The organism is Aeromicrobium sp. SORGH_AS_0981, assembly GCF_031453195.1.
Classification (GTDB): Bacteria; Actinomycetota; Actinomycetes; order Propionibacteriales; family Nocardioidaceae; genus Aeromicrobium.
Genome location: NZ_JAVIZD010000001.1, coordinates 1,058,570 through 1,083,378, shown reverse-complemented (window position 1 = coordinate 1,083,378; position 24,809 = coordinate 1,058,570). Strand labels below are relative to the sequence as shown.

At 72.0% G+C, this 24,809-nt stretch carries 23 protein-coding genes and 2 pseudogenes; 11 read left to right on the top strand and 14 right to left on the bottom strand.

Features of this window, described 5'->3' with window-relative positions:
- Positions 1-59: 59 nt before the first annotated feature.
- On the top strand, positions 60-1,088 hold the full coding sequence (locus QE370_RS05580) for a hypothetical protein (protein ID WP_309633720.1): 1,029 nt from the start codon (positions 60-62) through the stop codon (positions 1,086-1,088).
- Positions 1,075-1,692, top strand: coding sequence for a class F sortase (locus QE370_RS05575; protein WP_309633719.1), 618 nt, complete (start codon positions 1,075-1,077; stop codon positions 1,690-1,692). Before QE370_RS05580 ends, QE370_RS05575 begins: the two co-directional genes overlap by 14 nt.
- A 27-nt stretch (positions 1,693-1,719) precedes the next feature.
- Here QE370_RS05575 and QE370_RS05570 read toward each other — a convergent pair whose 3' ends face one another.
- The 3 genes from QE370_RS05570 to QE370_RS05560 all read right to left on the bottom strand — a co-directional run bounded on the left by QE370_RS05570 (position 1,720) and on the right by QE370_RS05560 (position 4,052).
- Positions 1,720-1,944 (bottom strand): hypothetical protein, encoded by a 225-nt coding sequence (locus QE370_RS05570; RefSeq protein WP_309633718.1) that lies wholly within the window; start codon positions 1,942-1,944, stop codon positions 1,720-1,722.
- A gap of 116 nt (positions 1,945-2,060) precedes the next feature.
- On the bottom strand, positions 2,061-3,350 hold the full coding sequence (locus QE370_RS05565; protein WP_309633717.1) for an alpha/beta hydrolase: 1,290 nt from the start codon (positions 3,348-3,350) through the stop codon (positions 2,061-2,063).
- A gap of 48 nt (positions 3,351-3,398) precedes the next feature.
- A complete protein-coding gene (locus tag QE370_RS05560; protein ID WP_309633716.1) occupies positions 3,399-4,052 on the bottom strand; it encodes an SIMPL domain-containing protein in 654 nt (217 codons plus the stop codon).
- A 127-nt stretch (positions 4,053-4,179) separates the two neighbouring features.
- Between QE370_RS05560 and QE370_RS05555 the strand changes: the two genes are divergently transcribed.
- A complete protein-coding gene (locus tag QE370_RS05555) occupies positions 4,180-5,499 on the top strand; it encodes an ATP-dependent 6-phosphofructokinase (protein ID WP_067853081.1) in 1,320 nt (439 codons plus the stop codon).
- Between the two features lie 109 nt (positions 5,500-5,608).
- Here the strand turns inward: QE370_RS05555 and QE370_RS05550 are convergent, their stop codons facing one another.
- Positions 5,609-6,061 carry a GNAT family N-acetyltransferase gene (locus QE370_RS05550; protein WP_309633715.1) on the bottom strand — a complete coding sequence of 151 codons (453 nt, stop codon included), beginning with the start codon at positions 6,059-6,061 and terminating at the stop codon, positions 5,609-5,611.
- Positions 6,062-6,185: 124 nt separating this feature from the next.
- Here QE370_RS05550 and QE370_RS05545 point away from each other — a divergent pair, with 124 nt between their 5' ends.
- Positions 6,186-7,475, top strand: a complete 1,290-nt coding sequence (locus QE370_RS05545; protein ID WP_309633714.1) for a bifunctional o-acetylhomoserine/o-acetylserine sulfhydrylase — start codon at positions 6,186-6,188, stop codon at positions 7,473-7,475.
- A complete protein-coding gene (locus QE370_RS05540; protein ID WP_309633713.1) occupies positions 7,472-8,587 on the top strand; it encodes a homoserine O-acetyltransferase in 1,116 nt (371 codons plus the stop codon). Before QE370_RS05545 ends, QE370_RS05540 begins: the two co-directional genes overlap by 4 nt.
- An 86-nt stretch (positions 8,588-8,673) precedes the next feature.
- On the opposite strand, the gene QE370_RS05535 is transcribed toward QE370_RS05540, so the two are convergent.
- Complete coding sequence (locus tag QE370_RS05535) at positions 8,674-9,369, bottom strand: TetR/AcrR family transcriptional regulator (protein WP_309633712.1); 696 nt, start codon at positions 9,367-9,369, stop codon at positions 8,674-8,676.
- A gap of 130 nt (positions 9,370-9,499) precedes the next feature.
- Between QE370_RS05535 and QE370_RS05530 the strand changes: the two genes are divergently transcribed.
- Entirely contained in the window at positions 9,500-10,414 is a 915-nt protein-coding gene (locus QE370_RS05530; RefSeq protein ID WP_309633711.1) for an NAD-dependent epimerase/dehydratase family protein, read from the top strand.
- Between the two features lie 36 nt (positions 10,415-10,450).
- Here the strand turns inward: QE370_RS05530 and QE370_RS05525 are convergent, their stop codons facing one another.
- From QE370_RS05525 to QE370_RS05510, 4 genes are all read right to left on the bottom strand, one after another.
- The gene (locus QE370_RS05525) at positions 10,451-11,209 is read right to left on the bottom strand and encodes an SDR family oxidoreductase (protein ID WP_309633710.1); all 759 of its coding nucleotides are present in this window, start codon (positions 11,207-11,209) and stop codon (positions 10,451-10,453) included.
- Position 11,210: 1 nt separating this feature from the next.
- The gene (locus tag QE370_RS05520) at positions 11,211-12,026 is read right to left on the bottom strand and encodes an SDR family oxidoreductase (RefSeq protein WP_309633709.1); all 816 of its coding nucleotides are present in this window, start codon (positions 12,024-12,026) and stop codon (positions 11,211-11,213) included.
- A 203-nt stretch (positions 12,027-12,229) separates the two neighbouring features.
- The gene (locus QE370_RS05515; RefSeq protein WP_309633708.1) at positions 12,230-13,078 is read right to left on the bottom strand and encodes a rhomboid family intramembrane serine protease; all 849 of its coding nucleotides are present in this window, start codon (positions 13,076-13,078) and stop codon (positions 12,230-12,232) included.
- Between the two features lies 1 nt (position 13,079).
- A complete protein-coding gene (locus tag QE370_RS05510; RefSeq protein ID WP_067853058.1) occupies positions 13,080-13,604 on the bottom strand; it encodes a peptidylprolyl isomerase in 525 nt (174 codons plus the stop codon).
- 117 nt (positions 13,605-13,721) lie between these two features.
- Between QE370_RS05510 and QE370_RS05505 the strand changes: the two genes are divergently transcribed.
- The gene (locus tag QE370_RS05505) at positions 13,722-13,844 is read left to right on the top strand and encodes a hypothetical protein (protein WP_256474899.1); all 123 of its coding nucleotides are present in this window, start codon (positions 13,722-13,724) and stop codon (positions 13,842-13,844) included.
- Entirely contained in the window at positions 13,841-14,623 is a 783-nt protein-coding gene (locus tag QE370_RS05500) for an enoyl-CoA hydratase/isomerase family protein (protein ID WP_309633707.1), read from the top strand. Before QE370_RS05505 ends, QE370_RS05500 begins: the two co-directional genes overlap by 4 nt.
- A 3-nt stretch (positions 14,624-14,626) precedes the next feature.
- Here the strand turns inward: QE370_RS05500 and QE370_RS05495 are convergent, their stop codons facing one another.
- The 5 genes and pseudogenes from QE370_RS05495 to QE370_RS05480 all read right to left on the bottom strand — a co-directional run bounded on the left by QE370_RS05495 (position 14,627) and on the right by QE370_RS05480 (position 19,481).
- Positions 14,627-14,965: a DUF3817 domain-containing protein gene (locus QE370_RS05495; protein ID WP_309633706.1), complete on the bottom strand. Its 339-nt coding sequence runs from the start codon at positions 14,963-14,965 to the stop codon at positions 14,627-14,629.
- Positions 14,962-15,687, bottom strand: a complete 726-nt coding sequence (locus QE370_RS18165) for an SURF1 family protein (protein WP_396127831.1) — start codon at positions 15,685-15,687, stop codon at positions 14,962-14,964. Before QE370_RS18165 ends, QE370_RS05495 begins: the two co-directional genes overlap by 4 nt.
- Before the next feature lie 95 nt (positions 15,688-15,782).
- A pseudogene (gene glyA, locus QE370_RS18160) lies at positions 15,783-17,058 on the bottom strand (serine hydroxymethyltransferase).
- Positions 17,059-17,178: 120 nt separating this feature from the next.
- Positions 17,179-17,829 (bottom strand): response regulator transcription factor, encoded by a 651-nt coding sequence (locus tag QE370_RS05485; protein WP_309633704.1) that lies wholly within the window; start codon positions 17,827-17,829, stop codon positions 17,179-17,181.
- 29 nt (positions 17,830-17,858) lie between these two features.
- Positions 17,859-19,481 (bottom strand): GAF domain-containing protein, encoded by a 1,623-nt coding sequence (locus QE370_RS05480; RefSeq protein ID WP_309633703.1) that lies wholly within the window; start codon positions 19,479-19,481, stop codon positions 17,859-17,861.
- A gap of 241 nt (positions 19,482-19,722) precedes the next feature.
- On the opposite strand from QE370_RS05480, the gene QE370_RS05475 reads away from it, so the two are divergent.
- The 3 genes and pseudogenes from QE370_RS05475 to QE370_RS05465 all read left to right on the top strand — a co-directional run.
- Entirely contained in the window at positions 19,723-21,306 is a 1,584-nt protein-coding gene (locus QE370_RS05475; RefSeq protein ID WP_309633702.1) for an ABC transporter substrate-binding protein, read from the top strand.
- Between the two features lie 84 nt (positions 21,307-21,390).
- The gene (locus QE370_RS05470; protein WP_309633701.1) at positions 21,391-22,485 is read left to right on the top strand and encodes an ABC transporter permease; all 1,095 of its coding nucleotides are present in this window, start codon (positions 21,391-21,393) and stop codon (positions 22,483-22,485) included.
- Positions 22,485-24,800, top strand: a pseudogene (locus QE370_RS05465) (ATP-binding cassette domain-containing protein); the annotation flags it as partial. The gene QE370_RS05470 and the pseudogene QE370_RS05465, both read left to right, overlap by 1 nt.
- Positions 24,801-24,809 lie beyond the last annotated feature (9 nt).

Below are 24,809 nucleotides of genomic sequence, written 5' to 3'. Positions count from 1 at the left end.
AGAATCGCGCGGATGTGATCGGATGTCCTCACCGTCCCCCGATCGAAGTGAGCCGACCCATGCGCCGACTCGTCCTGTCCCTCCTCCTGGCACCTCTGCTGTGCCTCGTCGGTCTCGCCGCTCCGGCGGCCGCCGCGCCGGTGATCCAGGAGTTCACCGTCAACGGCTCCTCGACCGACCTGACGCTGCAGCCCGACGAGGAGCTCGACATCGTCTGGGACGTCACCAGCACCGAGACGCCCACCGTGACCGCCACGGGCACCGGCTGGTCGGGCACGCTCGACCCCTCCGGCACCCAGCGGGTCGCCGGTCCGGCGGCCGGCGAGTCGCTCACGTTCGGCCTGGAGACCACCGACTCCACCGGCACCACGTCGGCCACGACGATCACGGTCACCGCTCAGGACGAGCCCGACGGCGTCACGCCGCCGCCCGTCGTCGTCCAGGGCTGCACCGTCGTCGTGCCGCGCTCGGACTCCTTCGACTACGGGCTCGCCTACTTCGGCGACACCGAGGACACCGAGCCGATCGAGGCCGGCACCTACCGGGCCTCCTCCCTCACCTTCGGCGGCAACATCGACGTCACGATCGTCGCCGAGCCGCGCGCCGACGTGACCGTCGCCGACGGCGCCGTCACCACGTGGGACGTCCCGAGCGGCGAGGACTGCCAGAGCGAGCTGTTCACGGTGAGCACCGCGCCGTGCAGCTTCACGGTGCGCAACATCACCGGCACCTCGATCGAGTTCCTCTACGGCGACGCCGACGCCGAGCGTGCCGACGGCCAGTTCACGCTGGCGCCCGGCCAGCAGCGCACCGTGAAGACCCCGCGCGCCGCCCTGCTGGCGGTCGGCCTCGTCGGCGACGCCGAGGAGGATCCGGAGTTCCAGATCCTCGACGTCAGGGTCCCGCAGACGGGCTGCGACGGCGGCGCCGTGGGCGCGGGCGGCAGCGCCTGGCCGTTCCCGACCAACGCCCCGGCCGCCGGCGTGACGGTCGCCGAGCACGACGGCACCCCGGCCTGGCTGCCGGTCGGCCTCCTGGTCGTCCTCGGCGTCGCCGCCGGAGCCGCCCGCGGCCGTGCGTCGCGCTGATCCACGCCTCCTGGTCGCCGCCGCGCTCCTCGTGGGCGTGGCGGCGGTCGTCGCGTTCCTGCTGACCCGCGGCGAGGACGCCGCGCCCCGTCCTGCGGCCACCGCGACGTCGGCCGCGCCGTCGGCGTCCACGTCCTCCGCGCCGTCGGACGAGCCGAGCGGCTTCACCCCGGCGCGGGTGCTCATCCCGTCCATCGACGTCGACGCCCCGGTGGTCGGGCTCGGCACCGGCGACGACGGCGCGCAGGAGGTGCCCCAGCGGCTCGACGTCACGGGCTGGTGGCGCGACGGAGCGCAGGTCGACGGCCCCGGCAGCGCCGCGATCGTCGGGCACACCGCCTCACGCGGCGCGGCCGTCTTCGACCGGCTCGGCGAGCTCGCCGCGGGCGATCGCGTCAGCGTCGACGGCCGGCGCGACGGCGAGCGCGCGGCGTTCGTCGTCCGCGCGGTGCGCACCGTGCCGGTCGAGCAGTTCCGCCGCATCGCGCAGGCCGTGTACCGCACGTCGGGCCCGACCAGCCTCGTCCTCATGACCTGCGGCGACTACGACGGCAGCGACTTCCGCTCCACCGTCGTGGTCGTGGCGACCCCCGTCCGGTCCTGAGAGCGTCGACCTCGTCCTGGTCCTCCGTCAGCCGACTCGGCCGACGAGGAAGGCGACCCCCTGCACGACCATCACCACGAGCAGGAGCGTCGCGACGAGCCGGACGGTGGGATGTGCGCGGCGGAAGCCCAGCAGGGTGAGCGCGAGCACGAGTGCGCTGATGAACGGGTTGACCCACAGCAGCGCGAAGACCACCAACCCGGCAGCGTATGTGCTGTCGGGGTGGCGCCGGGCGAGTGAGGTGCTCACCATGTCTCGTGCCTCTCGTCGGTGTCCGCCCGCTCAGCCAAGCGCACCTGACGACCCGTGTCCCAGGAATCGCCGCACTGCCGACGAGGGAGGGCGACGGGCGCCCCGCTGAGCCGGGCTCAGCCCGCGCCGAAGGACCAGCGACGGCGGCCCTCGCCGACCAGCTCGCCGTCGAGCACCGCGGCGTCGGCGTGCGTCGCGGGCTCCTCGGGCACGACCTCGCCGATCACGGTCTCCTCGTGCGTCGGGTCGTCGTGGCGTCGCGGGTCGGCCTCGGTCGAGGTCACCGACTCCTCGCCGACCGCCCGGCGGGCGAAGTCGGCGGCGAGCCGCAGCGCCTGCCGGCTCTCGGGCAGCGTGTCGGCGAGCACCGGGAAGGCGTGCACCTGCCCGCGCCACAGGTGCGTCTCGACGGTGACGCCGCGCTCGGCCAGCAGCAGCGCCATCGCCTCCACCTCGGGCCGCAGCATCTCGTCCTCCACCGCGACGAAGAACGTCGGCGACGTGACGTGGTCGGCCGCGTCGAGGGGCGAGACCTCGCCCTCGATGGTCGAGCACTCGGGCAGCCAGCGCTCCCGGATCACCGCGACGCGGCCGATGGGCAGGTAGGCGTCACGCACCCGGGCCACGCGCGCGACGCCCTCCTTGTCGATGCGGTCGGGGTCGAGGCTCAGCAGCGGCGAGAAGGTCAGCAGCGCGGCCGGGGCGGGCAGCCCCCGGCGGTTGGCCAGCTCGGCGATCTTCATGGTCAGGTAGCCGCCGGCGGAGTCGCCCGCCACGACGATCTTGTCGGGCCGGTCGCTCATCTCCACCAGCGCCGCGTAGGCGCGGATGGCGTCGTCGACCGAGTCGGCCACGGAGCCCTCGGGCAGCTGCACGTACTCGACGGAGATCACCGTCGCACCCGTGTAGAGGGCGAGCCGCTCGCAGATCCGCCGGTGCGTCTCGATGCCGCAGGAGAAGAACCCGCCGCCGTGCAGGTAGAGCAGCGTCATCTCGCTCGTCGGGCCGTAGCGGTGCGTCATCGACTCCACGTGCACGCCGCCGAGCTCGAAGGAGACGGGCTCCACGAAGCGCGACCGCGGTCCGCGGGCCGAGAGCTTGTCGAGGGAGCGCAGCGTCGTGAGGGTCCGGTCGTTGAGCGGCGCGAGGCGCAGCAGCGGCTTGAAGACCAGACGGGTGGTGCGCCCGAGGACCCGGCTCTTGAGGCTGACGTCCTCGTGCACCACGGCCTCGTCGTAGACCACACGCATCGGTCGGTGCCGCAGCGGCAGGCCCTGGCGGGCCCGCTGCGTCACGACGGTGACGCGGGGTCGCGGACGCGTCGCGGCGGTGGTGCCGGCGTCGCTCCCGGAGCCGACACCGGGGATCAGCGCCCTCAGACGACGCAGGACGGAACGCACGGACATACCACCACCATACTCCCGGTATGCGCAGGTCAGGCGGCCGTGCGGACGTCAGTCGGCCTGGAACCGCGCGTCGACCTCGACCCGGACCACGATGTCCTCCGGCACCAGCGCGATCCCCGAGCGGTCGGCCCCGACGTCCAGCCCACGCGCCACCGCACCGACCACCACCGCGTCGCCGCGACCGTCGAGCATCCCCGGGTCGGCGAGCTGCAGCGCCACGACACGACCGCGGCGCACGGCGTCGGCGTACGTCTGCGCCTTCGTCACCGCGTCGTCCACGGCGGCCTTGCGGACCTCCGCCTCCAGCACCCGCCGGCTCCGGACGCCGAGGTCCCACTCGACCGGCAGCACCTCCACGCCGGCCACGCCCGCCCAGTGGTCGAGGAAGCCGTTCATGCGCTCGAAGTCGACGAACTCCGCCCGCAGCTGCACCGAGGCCGTGTGCACGACCTCCTCCGAACGCCGGTCGCCGACCCAGGGACGGCTGCCGTGGACCGTCACCTGGTCGCTGGACCAGGTGTCGACGGCCCCCAGTGCGGCGAGGTCGCGCAGGTGTCCCGCGAGCGGTTCCTGCAGGGCCGCCGCCCGGTCGCGGACGTCGGCCCGGTCGGTCCCCTCGACCACGGCCTCGAGCCGCACGAGGGCTCGCTCGGCCGGATGACGCGCCTCGGCCACGCCCCGCACGGTGATCTGCACTCCCATCCGGACATTCTCCCCAGGAACACCGACACGCGTGGACTTTCGCCCCAACCGGATGCGGTCGACCGACCCTCGGGACGGCGTGGCGAGGACCCCGCACCTGAGGGTTCCCTCACCCTAGGATGAGCCCATGGTGACGCTCGCCGACCTCCAGGTCCGCTCCCTCGGTCCGTGCACGGTGCCCTCACCTCTCTCGCACTACGTCGGCGGGCGCGCGACCAACGAGTACTACGTGGGCGAGGACGACCGCGTGCTCTTCGACGACACCGTCGAGCTGATCCAGCGTCGCGGCCTCCCGCTGGAGGAGCTGCCGACCTTCGAGACCGGCGGTCCACGCGCCCGGCTCTTCTTCGACCCCGGCTCCGTGCGCGTCGGCGTCGTGACCTGCGGTGGCCTCTGCCCCGGCCTCAACGACGTCATCCGCGCGATCGTCATGGAGCTGCACGAGCACTACGGCGTGCGCGACGTCGTCGGGTTCCGCAACGGGTACGCCGGTCTGGTGCCAGGTCTCGGGCTCGAGCCGGTCGCACTGACGCCCGACTTCGTCGCCAACATCCACGAGCGGGGCGGCACCGTGCTCGGGTCGTCGCGCGGCGCGCAGGACGTCGGCGTCGTCGTCGACACCCTGCAGGCCCGCGGCATCGACATCCTCTTCGTCATCGGCGGCGACGGGTCGATGCGCGGCGCCCACCGCATCGCCGAGGAGGCGACCGCACGGGGTGCCGACATCGCCGTGGTCGGGGTGCCGAAGACGATCGACAACGACATCCCGCACATCGGGCAGAGCTTCGGCTTCCAGACCGCCTACTCGCGGGCCGCGCAGTCGATCAAGGCCGCCAAGATCGAGGCCGAGGCGTCGCTGAACGGTGTCGGGCTGGTGAAGGTCATGGGGCGCCACGCCGGCTTCATCGCCTGCTACTCCGCCCTCGCCGGCCACGACGCCGACTTCGTCCTCATCCCCGAGGTGCCGTTCGCGCTCGACGGCGACAACGGCCTGCTCGAGCACGTCCGGCGCAAGGTCGCCGCGCAGGGTCACGCCGTGCTGGTGGTCGCCGAGGGCGCCGGTCAGGAGCACCTGCCGCACGACGGCGCCACCGACGCGTCCGGCAACGCCCGCCTGGCCGACATCGGTCGTCTCCTGCGCGAGCGGATCACCGACGACTTCACGTCGCGTGGCGAGGAGGTGCTGTTCCGCTACTTCGACCCCGGCTACTTCATCCGCTCGGTGCCGGCGGAGCCGTCGGACTCGGTGTACTGCTCGCGGCTCGCGCAGACCGCCGTGCACGCGGCCATGGCCGGACGCACCGACATGGTCGTCGGCCGCCGTCGCCACCGGTTCGTGCACGTGCCGATCAGCTACGTGACCCACCGCCCCCACCACGTCTCCCCCGACGGCGACCTCTGGCTCAGCGTGCTGGAGTCGACCGCCCAGCCCTTCGACATGCGCTGACCGACCCCCGCGGGACCAGCCGGCGACGGCCCAGCGCGGGCCGGCTCCCAGCGACTGCTCCGAGTGGTCTCGATACGTCGGGCCCAGGCTCGTCCCTCGCCGGGCCCGACTACTCGACCAGCGGGCGGGGGCGGCGGGTGTAGCCGAGCTCGACGGGGTGGGGTGGGTACTCGCTGGTGCCGGTGCGACCGTCGGGGCGCCAGCCGTGCCGCTCGTAGAACCGGCGGGCGCGGACGTTCTCCTCGAGCACCCAGAGCCGGTCGACGTGCGCGGGGACCTGCGCGAGGACGGCGTCGGCGAGTCCCGTCCCGCGGTGGCGGGCGACGACGCCGAGGTGCAGGAGCGTCGTCCTGTCGTGGGCGAGGTACCCGACTCCCACCCCGTCGACCACCACGACGAAGGCCGCGACGCTGGTCGCCGCGACGCGCTCGGCCCAGCGGTCGCGGACGGCGGCCCAGGGGTACGGCGGGGCGAACACGTGCGCGAGCGCGTCGGTGTTCGCGGCCTGCTCGATGGAGGCCAGCAGGCCCTCGTCACCCTCGGCGGCCGGTCGCAGGTCCATCCGTCGATCCTCGCATGTCCCGGATCCTGAGACGTCTTCTCGGTCCTCGGACCGCGTGCCACGGTGAAGACCCACCCCGCGACACCCCGCTCGCGACACCCGCCGCGACAGCTGAGGAGACACCATGAGTGACCAGTGGTCGTTCGAGACCAAGCAGATCCACGCCGGCCAGACGCCCGACCCGACGACCGGTGCCCGCGCGCTGCCGATCTACCAGACGACGTCGTACCAGTTCCGCGACACCCAGCACGCCGCCGACCTGTTCAGCCTGGCCGAGCCGGGCAACATCTACACGCGCATCACCAACCCGACCCAGGACACGGTGGAGCAGCGGCTCGCCGCGCTCGAGGGCGGTGTCGGCGCGCTGCTGTTCGCGTCGGGCCAGGCAGCCACGACCGGCGCGCTGACCAACGTCGCCGAGGCCGGCGACCACATCGTCGCGTCGGCCAGCCTCTACGGCGGCACCGACTCGCTGCTGCGCCACACGTTCCCGAAGCTCGGCATCCAGGTGACGTTCGTCGAGGACAACAACAACCCCGACGCCTGGCGCGCCGCGGTGCAGGAGAACACCAAGGCGTTCTTCGGCGAGACCATCGGCAACCCGAAGGGCGACGTGCTCGACCTGGAGGCCATCTCGGCCGTGGCGAAGGAGGTGGGGGTGCCGTTCCTCGTGGACAACACCGTCGCGACCCCCTACCTGCTCAACCCGCTCAAGCACGGTGTCGACACGGTGATCCACTCCGCCACGAAGTACATCGGCGGGCACGGCACGGCCATCGCCGGCGTCGTCATCGACGGCGGGACCTTCGACTACGGCGCCCACGGCGACAAGTACCCCGGCTTCACCCAGCCCGACGCGAGCTACCACGGGCTCGTGTTCGCGGAGGCGCTCGGACCGGCGGCCTTCATCGCGAAGCTGCGCGTGCAGTACCTGCGCAACGTCGGCGCCGCGATCTCGCCGTTCAACGCCTTCCTCATCGCGCAGGGCCTGGAGACGCTCAGCCTGCGCGTGGAGCGTCACGTCGAGAACACCCGCCAGGTCGCGGAGTGGCTCTCGGCCCGCGACGACGTCGCGTCGGTGACGTGGGCGTCGCTGGAGGGCAACCGCTACAAGGAGCTCGCCGACAAGTACGTCCCGCGGGGCGCCGGCGCCGTCCTGACCTTCGAGCTGCCCGGTGGGATCGACGCCGGCCGCCGGTTCATCGACGCGCTCGAGCTGTTCAGCCACGTCGCGAACATCGGTGACGTGCGGTCGCTGGCCATCCACCCGGCCAGCACGACGCACTCGCAGGGCACGCCCGAGGAGCACGCCGCCACCGGTGTCACCCCTGGTCTCGTACGCCTCGCGGTGGGCCTGGAGGGCATCGACGACATCCTCGCCGACCTCGAGGCGGGACTGCGCGCGGCCAAGTGACCTCACCTCACCTGACCAGCCAGGATCTCCCTTCCGTCACCGGCGCGTGGCGGGAGGGAGATCCTGTCGGTTCCCGACGCTTCGCCGACGTCGGCGACGTCGCGCTCGAGAGCGGGTCCGTGCTGCCCGACGTCCGGCTGGCGTACGAGACGTGGGGGACGCCGGGCGCTCCTGCCGTGCTGGTGCTGCACGCGCTCACCGGCGACAGCCACGTGGTCGGCCCGACCGGACCGGGGCACGCCAGCCCGGGCTGGTGGGACACGCTCGTCGGGCCCGGCCTGCCGATCGACACCGACCGCTTCCTCGTCGTCTGCGCCAACATCCTGGGCGGGTGCCAGGGCTCGACGGGGCCCGCCTCCCTCGCCCCGGACGGTCGGCCGTGGGGCAGCCGCTTCCCCGACCTGACGGTCCGCGACCAGGTCGCCGCCGAGGCGCTGCTGGCCGACGCCCTGGGCATCGAGCGCTGGTACGCCGTCGTGGGCGGCTCGGCCGGCGGCATGCGCGGTCTGGAGTGGGCGGTCGGGCGCCCGTCGCGGGTGGAGCGGCTGTTCCTGCTGGCGACGTCGGCGCAGGCGTCGGCCGAGCAGCTCGCCCTGTCGTCGGTGCAGCAGGCGGCGATCACGACCGACCCGCACTTCCACGGCGGCGACTACTACGCCGAGCGTCGCGGCCCGACCACCGGGCTCGACCTCGCGCGACGGGTGGCGCACGTGGCCTACCGCAGCGAGGCCGAGCTGCAGCAGCGCTTCGGCCGCGAGCGCGAGCCCGACGGGCGGTTCAGCGTCGCGTCGTACCTGGAGCACCACGGCACGAAGCTGACGCGCCGCTTCGACGCCGGCTCCTACCTGAGCCTCACGCGGGCGATGGACTCCCACGACGTCGGGCGCGACCGCGGAGGGGTCGCCGCGGCGCTCGGCCGCGTGACGGCACGGACGGTCGTCGCGGGGATCGACTCCGACCGCCTGTACCCGCTGCACCAGCAGCAGGAGCTGGCCGACCTGCTGCCGGGCGCCGACGGGCTCGACGTCGTGCACTCGGTGCACGGCCACGACGGGTTCCTCGTCGAGCAGGAGCAGGTCGGCGCCCTCGCCCGCCGCCTCCTCGCCCCCTGACGACCCCGCCTACCCCACGATTCGGAACGTCATCGCCCCTTTCGGGGCGCGGAATGGGCGATGACGTTCCGAATCGTGGGGAGTGATCAGGGTGTGGGGAGGCCGACCGTGGCGGCGAGGGTCGCGACGTGGACGTCGAGGAACGCGGCGGGGTCGCGCAGCGTGTCGGGCCCGTACTGGCCGAACACCTCGAAGGCCACGGCGCCGACGAGGGCCGACCAGAGTCCGAGGGCGCGGGCGAGGTTCGTCACCGGCAGCGCCAGCGCGTACTCGGCGCGGATCCGCTCGAGGTCGGTGCGCAGGCTGCGCGGGAGCGGCCCGTCGACCTCGACGAGGTCGCCCCGGCGGTGGGCGTCCTCCAGCACCGCGAGCAGGGCGACGACGACCCTGGTGCCCGGCTCGACGGTCGCGTCCGGGGGTGCCGCGTAGCCCGGCACGGGCGTGCCGTGCAGCAGCGCGAAACGCGACGGCTCACGCAGCGCCCACGACCGCATGGCCTGGGCCGCGGCCTGCAGGCGCCGGGTGGGGGTGCGTCGGGACGACCCGGCCACCGCCCTCTCGACCTCGGCGCCGAGCTCGTCGTAGGCGTCGACGATGAGGAGGGTCAGCAGCGCGTCACGATCCTTGACGTACCGGTACACGGCGGACGACACCAGGCCGAGCTCACGCGCGACGGCCCTGAGCGACAGCTCCGCCGGCGTCGTGGTCGCAAGCTGCTCCCGGCCGATGCGGACGATGTCGCGCAGCGTCTGCTCGCGGGCGACCTGGCGGGGCGTGGGCACGGCGCCACCTTATCGTGGCTGACATCGACATGTCGACACAGAGAACACTGCTCTTGACATCTGAGGATCACGAGCGCACCCTGGACGCACCATCAACAGAGAGCAGTGCTCTCTTGTCTCAGGAGTCACCGTGAGCACCTTGGTCATCGGAGCCGGCCAGATCGGCCCGCACGTCGCCACCCTCCTCGCCGAGCGCGGCGAGGAGGTCACCGTCGCCACCCGGTCCGGGTCGGGACCCGAGCACCCGCTCGTCACCCGCACCCGTCTCGACGCCACCGACCCCTCCGCCCTCGACCGAGCCTTCGCCGACGTCGACGTCGTGCACCTCTGCGTGCACGCGTCGGCCTACCGCCCCGACGCCTGGGAGCGCGAGCTGCCCCCGCTGGAGCGGGCCGTGCTGGGCGCCGCAGAGCGCCACGGCGTGCACGTGGTCTTCCCCGAGAGCGTGTACGCGTTCGACACCTCCGGCGTGCTCGGGGCGGCGCCGAGGATCGCACCGCGCTCGGCAATGGGACTGGTCCGCGCCAGCCTGCTCGAGCGGCGCGCCGCGTCGTCGGCACGCACGACGAGCGTCGTCGCGTCCGACTTCTACGGCCCGGGCGCCAGCCTGGCCCACGGCGGCGACCGGATGGTCGGGCCGGCCGTGTCGGGCCGGACCGTCCGCCCGCTCGGTCGCACCGACCTGCCGCACGCCTGGACCTACCTGCCCGACCTCGCGGCGGCGATGGTCGCGGCGGCCGACGCGCCCGACGGCCCCGAGGTCGTCCTCGCACCGGTGGTGCACGCCTCGCAGCGCGAGCTGGCGCTGGCCTACGCCCGGGCGGCCGGGCGCGACGAGGTGCGGGTGCGGGCCGTGCCGGCCTGGGCGCTGCGGGCGGTCGGTGTCGTCAGCGCCGACGTCCGCGCGCTGGCCGAGATGTCCTACCTGTTCACCGAGCCGCTGCTCGTCGACGAGGGCGCGACGATCCTGCCCGGCACCCCCCTCGTCGACGCTGCGGCTGCGGTCGTCGACCTGACGCGTCGGGACGTCGTCGCCGGTCGCTGAGACCCGGGTGGACGACGACGTCCCGCGACCGGGCGGTCAGACCAGCTTGCGCACGACACCGCGCGGCGCGTACTTCATGACCTGCCCGAGCGGGACCCAGGGCCACGCCGGGGTCGCCGCGGTGTCGACCTCCTTCTGGATGGCCTTCACCATCGAGCGGACGCCGGTGGCGGTGTCGACCATGAGTCGCTGCTCCTGCTCGACCTGCTCGTTCATCTCCGAGGCGATGTACCCGGGGAAGAGCGTGGTGACCGCGATGTCGAGGCCCCGGCGACCGACGAGGTCCATCCGGATGCCCTCGGCCAGGTGCGCGATGCCGGCCTTGGTGGCGGCGTACGACGTCATCGAGCCGGGCATCCCGCGCATCGCCGACAGCGAGGAGATGACGACGAGGTGGCCGGCCTTGCGCTCGTAGAAGTGCGCCATGGCGGCCTCGCACTGCGCCATCGCGGCGATGAAGTTGGTCTGGGCCGTCTCCTTGTTGGCCTCGAACTTCCCGGTGCCGATGCGTCCGCCCTTGCCCAGCCCGGCGTTGACGATGACGCGGTCGAGCCCGCCGAGGTCCTGGATGGCCCGGGCGAAGACGTCGAAGACCTGGTCGTGGTCGTTCACGTCGAGCGCGTGCACGACCACCTGGACGTCGGGGTGCGCCGCGGTGATCTCCGCGGCCAGGGCCTCGAGCCGGTCGACGCGTCGTGCGGTCAGCGCCAGGGAGTGGCCCTGGGCCGCGAGCTGGCGGGCCATCTCGGCGCCGAGCCCCGAGCTGGCACCGGTGATGAGCACGTTCGTGCGCACGTCAGTCCCTCCGCCCCATGCGCACGGCCGCCTTCGCCATCTCGCGGTAGTACAGCGGCCGCAGGAACCGCTTGGCGGCGTAGGCCAGCTTGCCCTCGCGGTCGGTCAGGACGATGTGCCGGCCCTTCTCGACCTCGGCGATGACGATGGCGGCGATGTCGGCCGCGGTGCGCTTGGAGCCGTCGATGAGCTTGGCCGCCGACTTCTGCGCCGACTCGTCCTTGCCGCGCAGCGAGGCGGTCAGGTTGGTCTTGAAGAAGGTGGGGCAGACGACGCTGACCTGGATGCCGGAGGGCTTGAGCTCGTGGAACAGGGTCTCGCTGAGGGCCACGACGCCGGCCTTGACCGAGTTGTACTCGCTCATCCGCGGCGGGTGGATCAGCCCGGCCGCCGACGCGGTGTTCACGATCGTGCCAGCGCCCTGCTGCTTCAGGAGGGGGACGAAGGTCCGGCAGCCGCGCACGACGCCGAGCAGGTTGATGTCGACGATCCACTGCCACTGGTCCATCTCCGACAGCTCGATCCGACCACCCGCCGCGACGCCCGCGTTGTTGAAGAGCACGTCGAGCCCGTCCCACGTCTCGACGACGTGGTCGCGCACGGTGCTCCAGTCGACGTCAGACGTGACGTCGAGCGTCCGGTAGGACACCTCGGGGTGGGCGGCCGAGAGCGCCTGCAGCACCTCGGGGACCTCGGCGTGGACGTCGGTGGCGAGCACGCGGCACCCCTGCTCGGCCAGCTGGGTGACGAGGGCGAGGCCCAGCCCGGAGGCCGCGCCGGTGACGAGCACGCGCGTGCCCGGGACGAAGATCGACATGCTCAGATACTAACGGTATCCGAAACCTGTCGTCCACGAGGCGGCCCGTCGCGCGACGCGTGTGCACAGGTGTGGACGGTGCTGTGCACGAGTTACACCGGTGTTGTTCACAGGTGTGGACATGCCTGTGAGCGAGTTACACGCGTGTTGTTCACAGCTGTGGGCAACGCTGGGGAGAACGACAGAGATGTGATTCAGCGCACTCAGCCCAGCAGCTGCTGGGAGCGCACCACGACCGCGAGCACCACGACCGCCCACAGGAGGGCGAAGGCCGCCACCTGCACGAGCGTGCGACGGGTCCGCGGACCGTAGGCGAACACCGCGCCGAGGAGCACGCCGGCCACGAACCCGCCCAGGTGGCCCTGCCAGCTGATCGGGCCGAGGAAGCCGATGGCCACGTTCACGGCCAGCAGTGCGAGCAGGCCACGCACGTCCTCGCGCGCCCGGAGCATGAACAGCAGCGCCATGCCGAACAGGCCGAACACCGCGCCCGACGCGCCCGCCGTGCCGCTCAGCGGCGCCGACAGCCACAGCACGAAGACGCCGGAGACGACGGCGGTGGTCACGTACGCCGCGATGAAGCGCACCGTGCCGAGCTTCCGCTCGACGAGCGGGCCGAACAGGTAGAGCGCGTACATGTTGAAGAGGATGTGCAGAGTCCCGAGGTGCAGGAACGCCGACGTCAGCAACCTCCACCACTGCCCGTCGGCCACGCCGACCGGGTACATCGCACCCTGCTGGTACAGCGGGCTGCGCAGGTCACCGGTGAGCAGCTGCACGACGTAGACGACGACGTTGATCCCGATGATCAACAGCGAGACGGCGCCCTCACGCGTCTGCAGCGCGCCGCCGGCGACCGTGCGCGGCAGCCGCACCGACCTCGCACCGCGCTGGACGCACTCCGGGCACTGGAAGCCGACGGACGCGTCGTTCATGTCCTGCGTGCAGATGGGCCGCTCGCACCGCTGGCAGGTGATGAGCGCCTCGCGGTCCGGGTGGCGGTAGCACCGGGGCGCACCGTCGGGGCGCGACCCCGGCGCCGTTCCGGTCATGTCAGCCGCGGTCGATGGTGACCTTCTCGATCACCACGGGCTCGACGGGACGGTCGAAGCCGTCCGTCGGCACCGCGGCGATCGCGTCGATCACCTTCTGGCCGGCCTCGTCGGCGACCTCGCCGAAGATGGTGTGCTTGCGGTTCAGCCAGTCCGTGGGGACGACCGTGATGAAGAACTGCGAGCCGTTCGTGCCCGGCCCGGCGTTGGCCATCGCCAGCAGGTAGGGCTTGTCGAAGCGCAGGTCGGGGTGGAACTCGTCCTCGAAGGTGTAGCCGGGGCCACCGGTGCCGGTGCCGAGCGGGTCGCCGCCCTGGATCATGAAGTTGCTGATGATGCGGTGGAACGTGATGCCGTCGAAGAACGGACGGGTGGCGACCTGGCCGGTGGCGGGGTCGAGCCACTCCTTCGTGCCCTCGGCGAGGCCGACGAAGTTCTCGACCGTCTTGGGGGCGTGGTCGGGGAAGAGCCGCACCACGACGTCGCCGTGGTTGGTGTGCAGGGTGGCGCTCAGCGGGGAAGACACGTCAGTCCTTCGGGGGATCGTGCGGGACGGGACCTTGACATCTTCCCACGACCCGACAACTGGGGCCGGTCGACGCACCGCGACGCGAGACGGCCTGCCGCCCGCTAGCGTGGGCCCATGCGAGAGCACCCCGTCCGTCTGGTCCTGGCCCTGCTCGCCGTCGTCGTCGGCATCGTCGTCGCGCGGAACCTCACCGCCGACCGCGGTGGCGTCTACGACCCGGCCGAGGCGGGCCGGTGAGCGCGCCCCGCGTCGACGTCACGCGCGTCGACGACGTCGCCGTCGTGACGTTCAGCGCGCCCCCGGTGAACCTGTACTCCCTCGAGCTGCACGACGCGTTCGACACCGCGCTCGACGCGGTCGAGGCCGACCTGCCCCGAGCGCTCCTCGTCCGCGCCGAGGGCACGCTGGTCTCCGGCGGTGTCGACGTCGCCCAGTTCCACGCCCGGAAGACGCAGGAGGACACCAAGGACCTCTACGACCGGATGATCGAGCTGCCCGACCGCATCGCGGCGCTCGACGTCCCGACCTTCTTCGCCGCCCACGCGCTGACGCTCACCTGGGCGCTGGAGGTCGCGCTCGCCTGCGACGTCGTGCTCGCCAGCGAGAAGGCGAAGTTCGGCCTGGTGGAGCGGGTCATCGGCCTGACCCCGACGATGGGCGGCACGCAGCGACTCGCGCAGCGCGCGGGCGTCGGTCGGGCCAAGGAGGTCGTGCTGACGGGTGAGCTGTTCGACGCCGCGACCTTCGAGCGCTGGAACGTGGTCAACCGGGTGCTCCCGGTCGACGGGTTCGACGACGCGGTGCTCGACGTCGTGCGCCAGGTCGCGGTGGGTCCGACGCAGGCGTTCGGCGCGGCCAAGCGGATCCTGCGCGCCTACGAGACCGGCGGCGTGCCCGGCGCGAACGAGGTGACGACGCAGATCGCGTCGGCGCTGTTCGCGACCGACGACCTGCAGCACGGCATGGAGTCGTTCCTGCAGGACGGCCCCGGCCGCGCCAGCTTCACCGGCCGCTGAGGTTCAGCGGGGCGCGCCGAGGCCGTCGTGCTCGGCGCGCAGCACCCGCGTGGTGCGGCGCTCGGCCCAGAAGCTGACGAACGGGATCGTGGCGAGCAGCATCGTCGTGATCGTGAACGTCGGCGACCAGCGGTGCCGGCTGGCGAGGATCGCGATCAGCACGAGCAGCGCCATGAACAGGAAGCCGTGCACCTGGTCGATGACGAGGAAGACGTCCTGGTGACGGTTCCACCAGGAGCCCTCGTCGGTGAAGATCTTGCCGAAGAATCCGGCGAACACGACGAGCAGGTTCACGCCCACGACCCAGGCGAGCACCCGGTAGGCGACAGCGATGCGACTCACGGGGTCAGGCTATCGACGGGGTGGTCGTCGGCCTGACGCGCCGTCGTGTGTCGCTCCCGTGCCTCCTCGACCTGGTCGCGACACATCCGCCACCACAGTGCGACGGCGAACACCGCGAAGACCCACCACTGGAGCGCGTAGGCGAGGTTCTTGAGCCCGACCGTCCACGACACGTCGGGGTCGGGCGGGTCCACGGGCGCGCCGAAGCCGGGCGTCGGGTCGCCCGATCCGGCGAACGCGGTCCATTCCTGCACGAGTCCGTAGCCCGACCACAGCCGGTAGGGCAGCTCGTTGACCAGCGACGGCGTCGTGATCGAGGTCGTCACGCGGTCGGCGTCGAGCGGCAGGCCGCCGCCCTGGCTCGGCTGCAGCACCACGCCGAGACTCACGTCACCGGGCGGCACCGGCGGCAGCTCGCCGGGGGCGTCGCTCGAGCCGCGCACGACGAGGAGCGCGCCGTCGGAACCGTCGACCAGGAACGGCGCCACGAGCCAGGTGCGTCCGCCGCTGATCTCGCCGCGGACCCACACCTGCTGGTCGGCGGGGGCGAACCGTCCCTGCACCGTGACCCGCCGGTCCTGCAGGTCGGCCGCGAACGGACGTCCGAGGCCCCAGACCTGCTCGATCGGCGCCGGCGCGGCGGCCGCCGACTCGCGCACGGCGTCGCCCTGGCGCGACTCGTACGCGCCGAGCTGCCAGAACCCGCCGGCCACGCACAGCACGACGGCGACGACCGCGAACAGGTGCAGCGGCGTGAGCCGCAGCCACAGCCGCGCCGTCGACGGCGGGCTGGTGGCTGCAGCGGGCTCGGGCACGGTCAGGCGGTGAACGGCGTGAGGTGCGGGTACAGCGGGAACCGCTCGGCGAGGGCGGTGGTGCGCTTGCGCAGGGCCCTCGACGTCGAGGTCGCCGGGCGTGAGCGCCTCGGCGATGACGTCGGCGACCTCGCGGAACTCCTCGGCGCCGAAGCCGCGGGTGGCGAGCGCAGGCGTGCCGATGCGCAGGCCCGACGTGACCATCGGCGGACGCGGGTCGTTCGGCACCGCGTTGCGGTTGACCGTGATGCCGACCTCGTGGAGGCGGTCCTCGGCCTGCTGGCCGTCGAGCTCGCTGTCGCGCAGGTCGACGAGGACGAGGTGCACGTCGGTGCCGCCGGACAGCACCTGGATGCCGGCCTTGCGGGCGTCGTCGGCGAGCAGGCGCTCGGCGAGGATCTGCGCGCCCTCGATGGTGCGCTGCTGACGGTCCTTGAACTCCGGCTCGAGCGCCATCTTGAACGCGACGGCCTTGGCGGCGATGACGTGCTCGAGCGGACCGCCCTGCTGGCCCGGGAAGACCGCGGACTGCAGCTTCTTGACCATCTCGGGGTCGTTGGACAGGATCACGCCGCCGCGGGGACCGCCGAGCGTCTTGTGCGTGGTGCTGGACACGACGTGCGCGTGCGGCAGCGGCGACGGGTGCAGGCCGGCAGCCACCAGACCGGCGAAGTGCGCCATGTCGACCCACAGGTACGCGCCGACCTCGTCGGCGATCGCACGGAAGGCGGCGAAGTCGAGCTGGCGCGGGTAGGCGGACCAGCCGGCGATGATGACCTTGGGGCTGTGCTCACGGGCGAGCGTGCGCACCTCCTCCATGTCGACCAGGCCGGAGTCGTCGACGTGGTAGGGGACCACGTTGTAGAGGCGCCCGGAGAAGTTGATCTTCATGCCGTGCGTCAGGTGCCCGCCGTTGGCGAGGTCCAGACCCATGATGGTGTCGTCCTTGCGCGCGATCGCGTGCAGGACGGCGGCGTTGGCGCTGGCGCCCGAGTGCGGCTGGACGTTCGCGTACTCGGCGTCGAACAGCTGCTTCAACCGGTCGATCGCGATCTGCTCGACCTCGTCGACGACCTCGCAGCCGCCGTAGTAGCGCTTGCCCGGGTAGCCCTCGGCGTACTTGTTGGTGAGGACGCTGCCCTGCGCCTCGAGCGCGGCGACCGGCGCGAAGTTCTCCGACGCGATCATCTCGAGCGTCGTCTGCTGCCGGGCGAGCTCGGCGTCGAGGAGACGCGCGACGTCGGGGTCGAACGAGGCGAGCGACTGGTTGTGGTCCATGGGTACCAGGGTAGTCGGCCGTCCCCTCCCCGCGTTCTGTTGGGTTGACGCCGGTTCCCGGGCGACGGGCCGTCGTCGACCCGCACGACGAGGGACGGATCCCGGGGACGGGGGTGGGGGTCAGGCGTCGCCGGCGAGCCCGTGCTTCTCGGCGAGCACGGCGGCCTGCGTACGGCGCTGCAGGCCGAGCTTGGAGAGCAGCTGGGAGACGTAGTTCTTGACCGTCTTCTCGGCGAGGTACATCTCGGCGGCGATCTGGCGGTTGGTCATGCCCTGGCCGATGAGCGAGAGGATCTTGCGCTCCTGCGGGGTCAGCTCGGCGAGCGGGTCCTTCGGCGCGGGCGCGTTGCGGATGCGGTCGAGCACCTGCGCCGTGACCGCCGGGTCGAGCAGCGAGCCGCCGGCCGCGACCTGGCGCACGGCCTGGACGAGGTCGTTGCCGCGGATCTGCTTGAGCGCGTAGCCGGCGGCACCGGCCATGATCGCCGAGAACAGGGCCTCGTCGTCGTCGAAGGAGGTCAGGATGATGACGTTGACCTCGGGGTGGGCGGCTCGCACGTCGCGGCAGACCTCGATGCCCGACCCGTCGGGCAGGCGCGCGTCGAGGACGGCGACGTCGGGGAGCAGGCGGGGGATCGACGTGAGCGCGTCGGCCGCCGTGCCGGCCTCGCCCACGACCACCAGGCCCTCCTGCGCCTCCAGGAGGTCGCGGATGCCGCGGCGCACGATCTCGTGGTCGTCGAGCAGGAAGATCCGGATCGGCTCGGACATGACAGGTTCACTACCTTCCGTCGCGGACGTCACGACATCTCCTGGGGGACGCTCCAGCGTATCTGCAGGCCGCCGTGCGAGGGCTCGGAGAACTCGCAGGTGCCTCCGAGGTTCTGCGCCCGGTGGCGCATGTTGCGCAGGCCGTTGCCGAAGGGCTGCTCGGGGTCGAGGCCCAGCCCGTCGTCGGTGACGGTGAGCACGATGCCGTCGGTGACGTCGAGGTCGATGGTCACCTCGCCGGCGTGGGAGTGCCGCACGATGTTCGACAGCATCTCCTTCAGCACGGCCGTGAGCTGCTCGGCGACGATGTCGGGCACGACGCTCTCGACGGGGCCGTGCGTGTCGACGACCGGGCGGTAGCCGAGCATCCGCTCCGCCTCGCCGACGATCGCGTCGATCTCGAGACGCAGGTTGGCGGGCACGGACGGCGAGCTGAGGTCGAAGATCGTGCGCCGGATCTCCTTGATGGTCTGGTCGAGACCGTCGACGGCGTCGGACAGCCGCTCGCCGACCTGCGGCGTCACCGAGGAGGAGATGCTGTCGAGGGACAGACCGATCGCGAACAGCCGCTGGATGACGAGGTCGTGCAGGTCGCGACCGATCCGCTCGCGGTCCTCGAGGATGGCGAGCTTCGCCTGCGACTCGCGCGCCCGGACGACCTGCATGACGAGCGCCGCCTGCTGGGTGAAGCCGTACGGCAGCTCGGGGTCCAGGCTCCACGACGACGGCGGCTGCCCGGCGAACCAGCCCATGACGATCACGGCGGTGCCGTCGTCGAAGTGCAGCGGGTGCGCCTGAACGGCCTGCAGTCCCGGGAACGCCGCCAGCGTCTCGTCGTCGATGCGGGTGTCGTCGAGGACGTCGTCGAGCACGACCGGGGCGTGCGTTCGGACGACCTCGCGCAGGAACGGGATGTCGACGTGGTGCCCGCTCGGGTCGGGCTCGATGCCGGTGGAGGCGGCCACGACGAACAGGTGCTCCTCGCTCGGCACGACGAGAGCGGCGGCGCCGGCCTCGGACACCTCGCAGATGCGGTCGACGATGAGCTGGCTGGTCGCCTGGCGCGAGATGGGCCGCAGGAGCGCGTTGGCCACCTCCGTGGTGGCCCTCAGCCAGCGACGCTGCCGCTCGCTCTCCTCGTAGAGGCGCACGTTCTCGATGACGACGCCGGCGGCCGCCGCGATGGTGACCGCGACCTCCTGGTCCTCCGCGGTGAAGCCGCCGCCGCCGATCTTGTCGGTGAGGTAGAGGTTGCCGAAGACCGTGTCGTGCACCCGGATGGGCACGCCGAGGAACGACGTCATCGCCGGGTGGAGGCGCGGGAAGCCGATGCTCTCGGGGTGGTCGCCGAGGTGCTCGAGCCGCAGGGGCTCGGGGTGGTCGATCACGAGGCCCAGCAGCCCCTTGCCCTCCGGCAGGCGGCCGATGAGGTCCTGGTGCTCCTGGTCGAGGCCGTGCACGGCGAAGGTGCCCATGCGGTGCGACGACGGCGAGTCGAGCACGCCGAGGAAGCCGTAGGTGGCGCCGACCAGCTCGCTCGCGGAGTCGACGATGCGCTGCAGCACGTTGTCGAAGGACAGGTCCTGGGACAGCCCGACCACCGCGTCGAGCAGGTGGCTCTGACGCTCGGCCCCGACTCCTGACTCACGCATGGACGACTCCCTCCGGAGCGAGGATAGGGGCGGGACCGGCTTCGTGGGGCGAGTTGACGAGAACCGGATGGGCACGAGAGACACGAGTCACGACGACGCCGACCATGACGCCGGACGCCGCGGTCGTCACCGAAACGCAACCTGTGGAGGGCTTCTCGTCACCGTCGGACGCGACTAGCGTGCCAGCACACGACGCCCGGGACCTTGACGGCCCGGTCACACCTGCTCAGGAAGGCAGCGCATGCACATCCATCGGGGGGCGGCCGCCGTGGCTGCCACGACTCTCGCCGGCCTGGCGCTCGCGGCGTGCGGCGCCGGGAACACCGGCGACACGGACGCCGGCATCCTCGTCGGCACCACCGACAAGGTCGTCTCGATCGACCCGGCCGGCTCGTACGACAACGGCTCCACGCAGGTCCAGACGCAGGCCTACCAGTACCTGATGAACTTCCCCGCGGGAAGCACGGACCTGACGCCCGACGCCGCGGAGTCCTGCGACTTCGAGAAGCCCACGGAGTACGTCTGCACCGTGAAGGACGGCCTGACGTTCGCGAACGGCAACGAGCTCACCGCGTCCGACGTCGCCTTCTCCTTCCAGCGGATCGTCGACATCAACGACCCCAACGGCCCGGCCTCGCTGCTCGGCGCCATGAAGAAGGTCGAGGCGCGCGACGACTCGACGGTCGTCTTCACCCTCGCTGCGCCGAACGACGTCACGTTCCCGCAGGTGCTCGCGACGTCGGCGGGACCGATCGTCGACGAGGAGACCTACCCGGCCGACAAGGTGCTCGACGACGCCGCGGCCGTGAAGGCGCAGGGCTTCTCCGGTCCGTACACGATCGGCAGCTACAAGAAGAACGAGCTGGCCGAGTTCACGCGCAACAAGGACTACGACGGTGCGTTCGGCACGCCGAAGAACGACGCCGTGACGCTGACCTACTACGCCGACGCCAACAACCTGAAGCTCGACGTGCAGAACGGCAAGATCGATGTCGCGTGGCGCTCGCTGACGCCCACCGACATCGCCAGCCTGGAGAAGGCCGACGGCGTCACCGTCCACAAGGGCGACGGCGGCGAGCTGCGCTACATCGTCTTCAACCTCAAGACCATGCCCGGCGACGACGACGCCCAGAAGACGGCGGTCCGCCAGGCGGTCGCGAGCTCGATCGACCGCGACGAGCTGTCCGAGCAGGTCTACAAGGGCACCTACACGCCGGCCTACTCGGCGGTGCCGGAGGGCCAGACGGCGGCCACCGAGCCGTTCAAGGAGCTCTACGGCGAGAAGCCCGACGTCGACAAGGCGAAGGCGTTCCTCGACGAGGCCGGCGTGGCCACGCCGGTCGAGCTGAACCTGCAGTACAACCCCGACCACTACGGCTCGAACTCCGACCAGGAGTACGCGATGGTCAAGCGTCAGCTCGAGGCGACGAAGCTGTTCACGGTGGACCTGCAGTCGACGGAGTGGACGACGTACTCCGAGGAGCGGGTCAAGGACGCCTACCCGATGTACCAGCTCGGCTGGTTCCCGGACTTCCCGGACCCGGACAACTACCTGACGCCGTTCTTCGCGCCGAACAACTTCCTCCAGTCGCACTACGAGGACACGACGACGACGAAGCTGCTCGACACCGAGCGCACCGAGTCCGACGCCACGGCGCGGGCGAAGACGCTCGGCGAGGTGCAGGAGCGGGTGGCGCAGCAGGTGCCGATCCTGCCGCTGCTGACCGGCTCGCAGGTGGCGGTCTCCGGCGACGACGTCGAGGGCGTGGACGACACGCTCGACGCGTCGTTCAAGTTCCGCTTCGCGTCCCTGTCGAAGGGCTGACGCAGGAGGAGGGGGTGGGTCCGGCGGACCCACCCCCTCTCGCGTGCCCACCCGTCCGACCTCCCTCCACTCCTGAGGAGCCGTATGTCCTCCGCCGAGGTGCTCGCTGCCGGCGAGCCGCCCACCCCCGTCCCGGCCGCGCCGTCGGGCTCGCGCCGCGGCCTGCCGCCACTGGCGCGCTACCTGCTCGTCCGGCTGGCGCTCGTCGTCCCGATGATCTGGGTGCTCGTCACCCTCGTGTTCGTGCTGCTGCGGGTGATCGGCGACCCGATCACGGCCGCGCAGGGCGGGCGCCTGACGCCTGAGCAGATCGCCGAGCGCAAGGCCGAGGCCGGGCTCGACCGGCCGCTCCTGGTGCAGTACTGGGAGTACCTGTCGGGTCTGCTGCACGGTGACTTCGGTCGGTCCCTGACCGACAACCAGCCGATCTCGGAGGTGCTGCGCGTCAACGGCGCGGCGACCCTGGAGCTGTCGTTCTACGCGCTCGTCGTCGCGTTCGCCGTCGGCGTGCCGCTCGGCCGGCTGGCCGCGCGCTACCGCGACCGGCTGCCCGACGTGGCGCTGCGGCTGTTCGCGATCGTCGCGTACGCCGCGCCGGTGTTCTTCGTCGGCCTGCTGCTGAAGCTGGCGTTCACGCCCTTCGGCTGGCCGTCGTCGGGGCGGGCCTCGACGTCGACGCTGCTGACGCTCGAGCAGGTCCACCCGCGCACCAACATCCTCCTGGTCGACGCCATCTTGTGGGGCGACCCGCGGTACGTGCTGGAGGTGCTGCAGTACGCGCTGCTGCCCGCGCTCGCGCTGGGCCTGCTGACCGGTGGCGTGTTCCTGCGCCTCGTGCGCATCAACCTGCTGCAGACGATGCGCGCCGAGTACGTGACGTCGGCGCGGGCCCGTGGCATGGCCGAGGGTCGCGTGATCCGCAAGGTGGCGTTCCGCAACGCCCTCGTGCCCGTGGTGACGGTGATGGGCATGCAGGTCGCGATGCTGCTGGCCGGCGCGGTGCTGACGGAGACGACCTTCGAGTGGAAGGGCATCGGCTACGCGCTCGCGGAGTACCTGAAGGCGCGCGACTTCCTGGCGGTGCAGGGGATCGTCACGGTGATCGCGCTCGTGGTGTGCGTGGCGAGCTTCGTGATCGACGTCATCGTCGCGCTCGTCGACCCGAGGGTGCGGTTCTGATGGCGCGCGCAGGGGTGCAGCGCCTGGTGCCCGGTGTCGTGCGGCAGAGCCACGGGCTGCAGCGGTTCATGCTGCTGCTGGGCTTCGGCCTGGTGCTGCTGTTCGTCGTCGTGGCCGTCCTGGCCCCGTGGATCGCGCCGTACGGCTTCGACGCCGACCGCACGAGCGACGGGGTCGTGTTCGGTGCGCAGCAGCCGCCGTCCGCGGCGCACTGGTTCGGCACGACCGTCGGCGGCACCGACGTGTTCTCGCGGGTCGTGTACGGCACGCGGACCGCGATGATCGTCATCGCGCTGGCCGTCGTGCTCTCCAGCGTCGTGGGCGTGCCGCTCGGGCTCGTGTCGGGCTACGTCGGCGGTGCGCTGGACCGCGTGCTGGTGCTGGTCATGGACGCGCTGTACGCGTTCCCGTCGCTGCTGCTGGCGATCGTCGTCTCGATCGTGCTGTCGGGAGGGTCGAGCGGGGCCTTCGGCGGCATCATGTCGGCGGCGTTGTCGATCACCGTGATCTTCGTGCCGCAGTACTTCCGGGTCATCCGCAACGCGACGTTGTCGGTGAAGACCGAGCCGTACGTCGACGCGGCGCGCGTCGTGGGGGTGCGGACCCCGCGCATCATGTTCCGGCACGTGTTCAGCAACGTGGCCCAGAACCTGCCGATCATCGGCACGCTCAACGCGTCGGAGGCGATCCTGACGCTGGCGGGCCTGGGCTTCCTGGGCTTCGGCATCGAGCCGTCGGCGGCGGCCGAGTGGGGCTACGACCTGAACAAGGCGCTGCCGGACGCGACCAACGGGATCTGGTGGACGGGCGTCTTCCCGGGCCTGGCGATCGTGCTGGTCGTGCTGGGCGTGACGCTGGTGGGCGAGAGCCTCAACGACGTGCTGAACCCGTTGCTGCGCACCCGTGCGGGCGACGGCTCCGAGAGCGAGATCCAGCTCGACGACGACGCGGCCGCTACCGTCGCCGAGGACGTGCCGACGGACGTGCGCCGTGCGGCGGTGCTGTCGTTGTCGGACCTGTCGGTCTCGTTCAGCACCGACGCGGGGCGGGTGCGCGCCGTGCGCGACCTGTCGTTCGACGTGGCACCCGGCGAGGTGATGGCCGTGGTGGGCGAGTCGGGCTCGGGCAAGTCGGTGACGGCTCGCGCCGTCCTCGGGCTGCTGCCCTCGACCGCGTCGGTCGAGGGGTCGGCGGTGCTGCGCTCGGGCGACGGTCCGGGCGACGGGCGGCAGACCGGCCCGGCGGGGGTGCCGGGCGACGGGCGGCGGACCGGCCCGGCGGGGGTGCCGGGCGACGGGCGGCGGACCGGCCCGGCGGGGGTGCCGGGCGACGGGCGGCGAAGCAGCACAGAACGTGAGCTCGTGGGCCGGAGCCAGCGGGAGCTGCGGTCGGTCCGTGGCGACGAGGTGTCGATGGTCTTCCAGGAGCCGTCGACGGCTCTCGACCCGGTGCGCACGGTCGGCTGGCAGATCGTGCAGGGCATCCGCGCGCACCGGTCGGTGAGCGCGAAGGAGGCGCGGGCGCGGGCGGTGGAGCTGCTGGAGCTGGTCGGGCTGCCCGACCCGGAGCAGCGGGTCGATTACTACCCCCACCAGCTGTCGGGCGGGCAGAAGCAGCGGGTGGTGATCGCGATGGCGATCGCGTGCGACCCGGACGTGATCGTGGCCGACGAGCCGACGACGGCGCTCGACGTGACGGTGCAGGCGCAGATCCTCGACCTGCTGCTGAGCCTGCGCGACCGGCTGGGGACGGCGATCGTGCTGATCACCCACAACATGGGCGTCGTGGCCGACGTGGCCGACCGCGTGGTGGTCATGTACCGCGGCCGTCTGGTGGAGACGGCGCCGGTGGACCGGCTGTTCGCCGAGCCGCGGCACCCGTACACGCGGGCCCTGCTCGACGCGGTGCCACACCTCGGCCGCGAGGACGGCCCGGAGCCGGTCGACCCGTCGAACGAGGTGGTGCTCGACGTCGACGACCTCGTCGTCGAGTTCGCCGGACGGCTCGGCCAGCCGGCGTTCACGGCGGTCGACCACGTGTCGCTGCAGGTGCGGCGCGGCGAGGTGCTCGGCCTGGTCGGGGAGTCGGGGTCGGGCAAGTCGACGATCGGTCGCACGGCGGTCGGGCTGCAGCAGCCGACGAGCGGCACGGTCTCGGTGTCGGGGACGGTCGTGTCGGGGCTGTCGGACGCCCGACTGCGGCCGCTGCGCTCGCGGTTCGGGTTCGTGTTCCAGGACCCGGCGTCGTCGTTGAACCCGCGGATGAGCATCGGCGACTGCATCGCCGAGCCGCTGCGGGTGCAGACGGACCTGACGGCGGCGCAG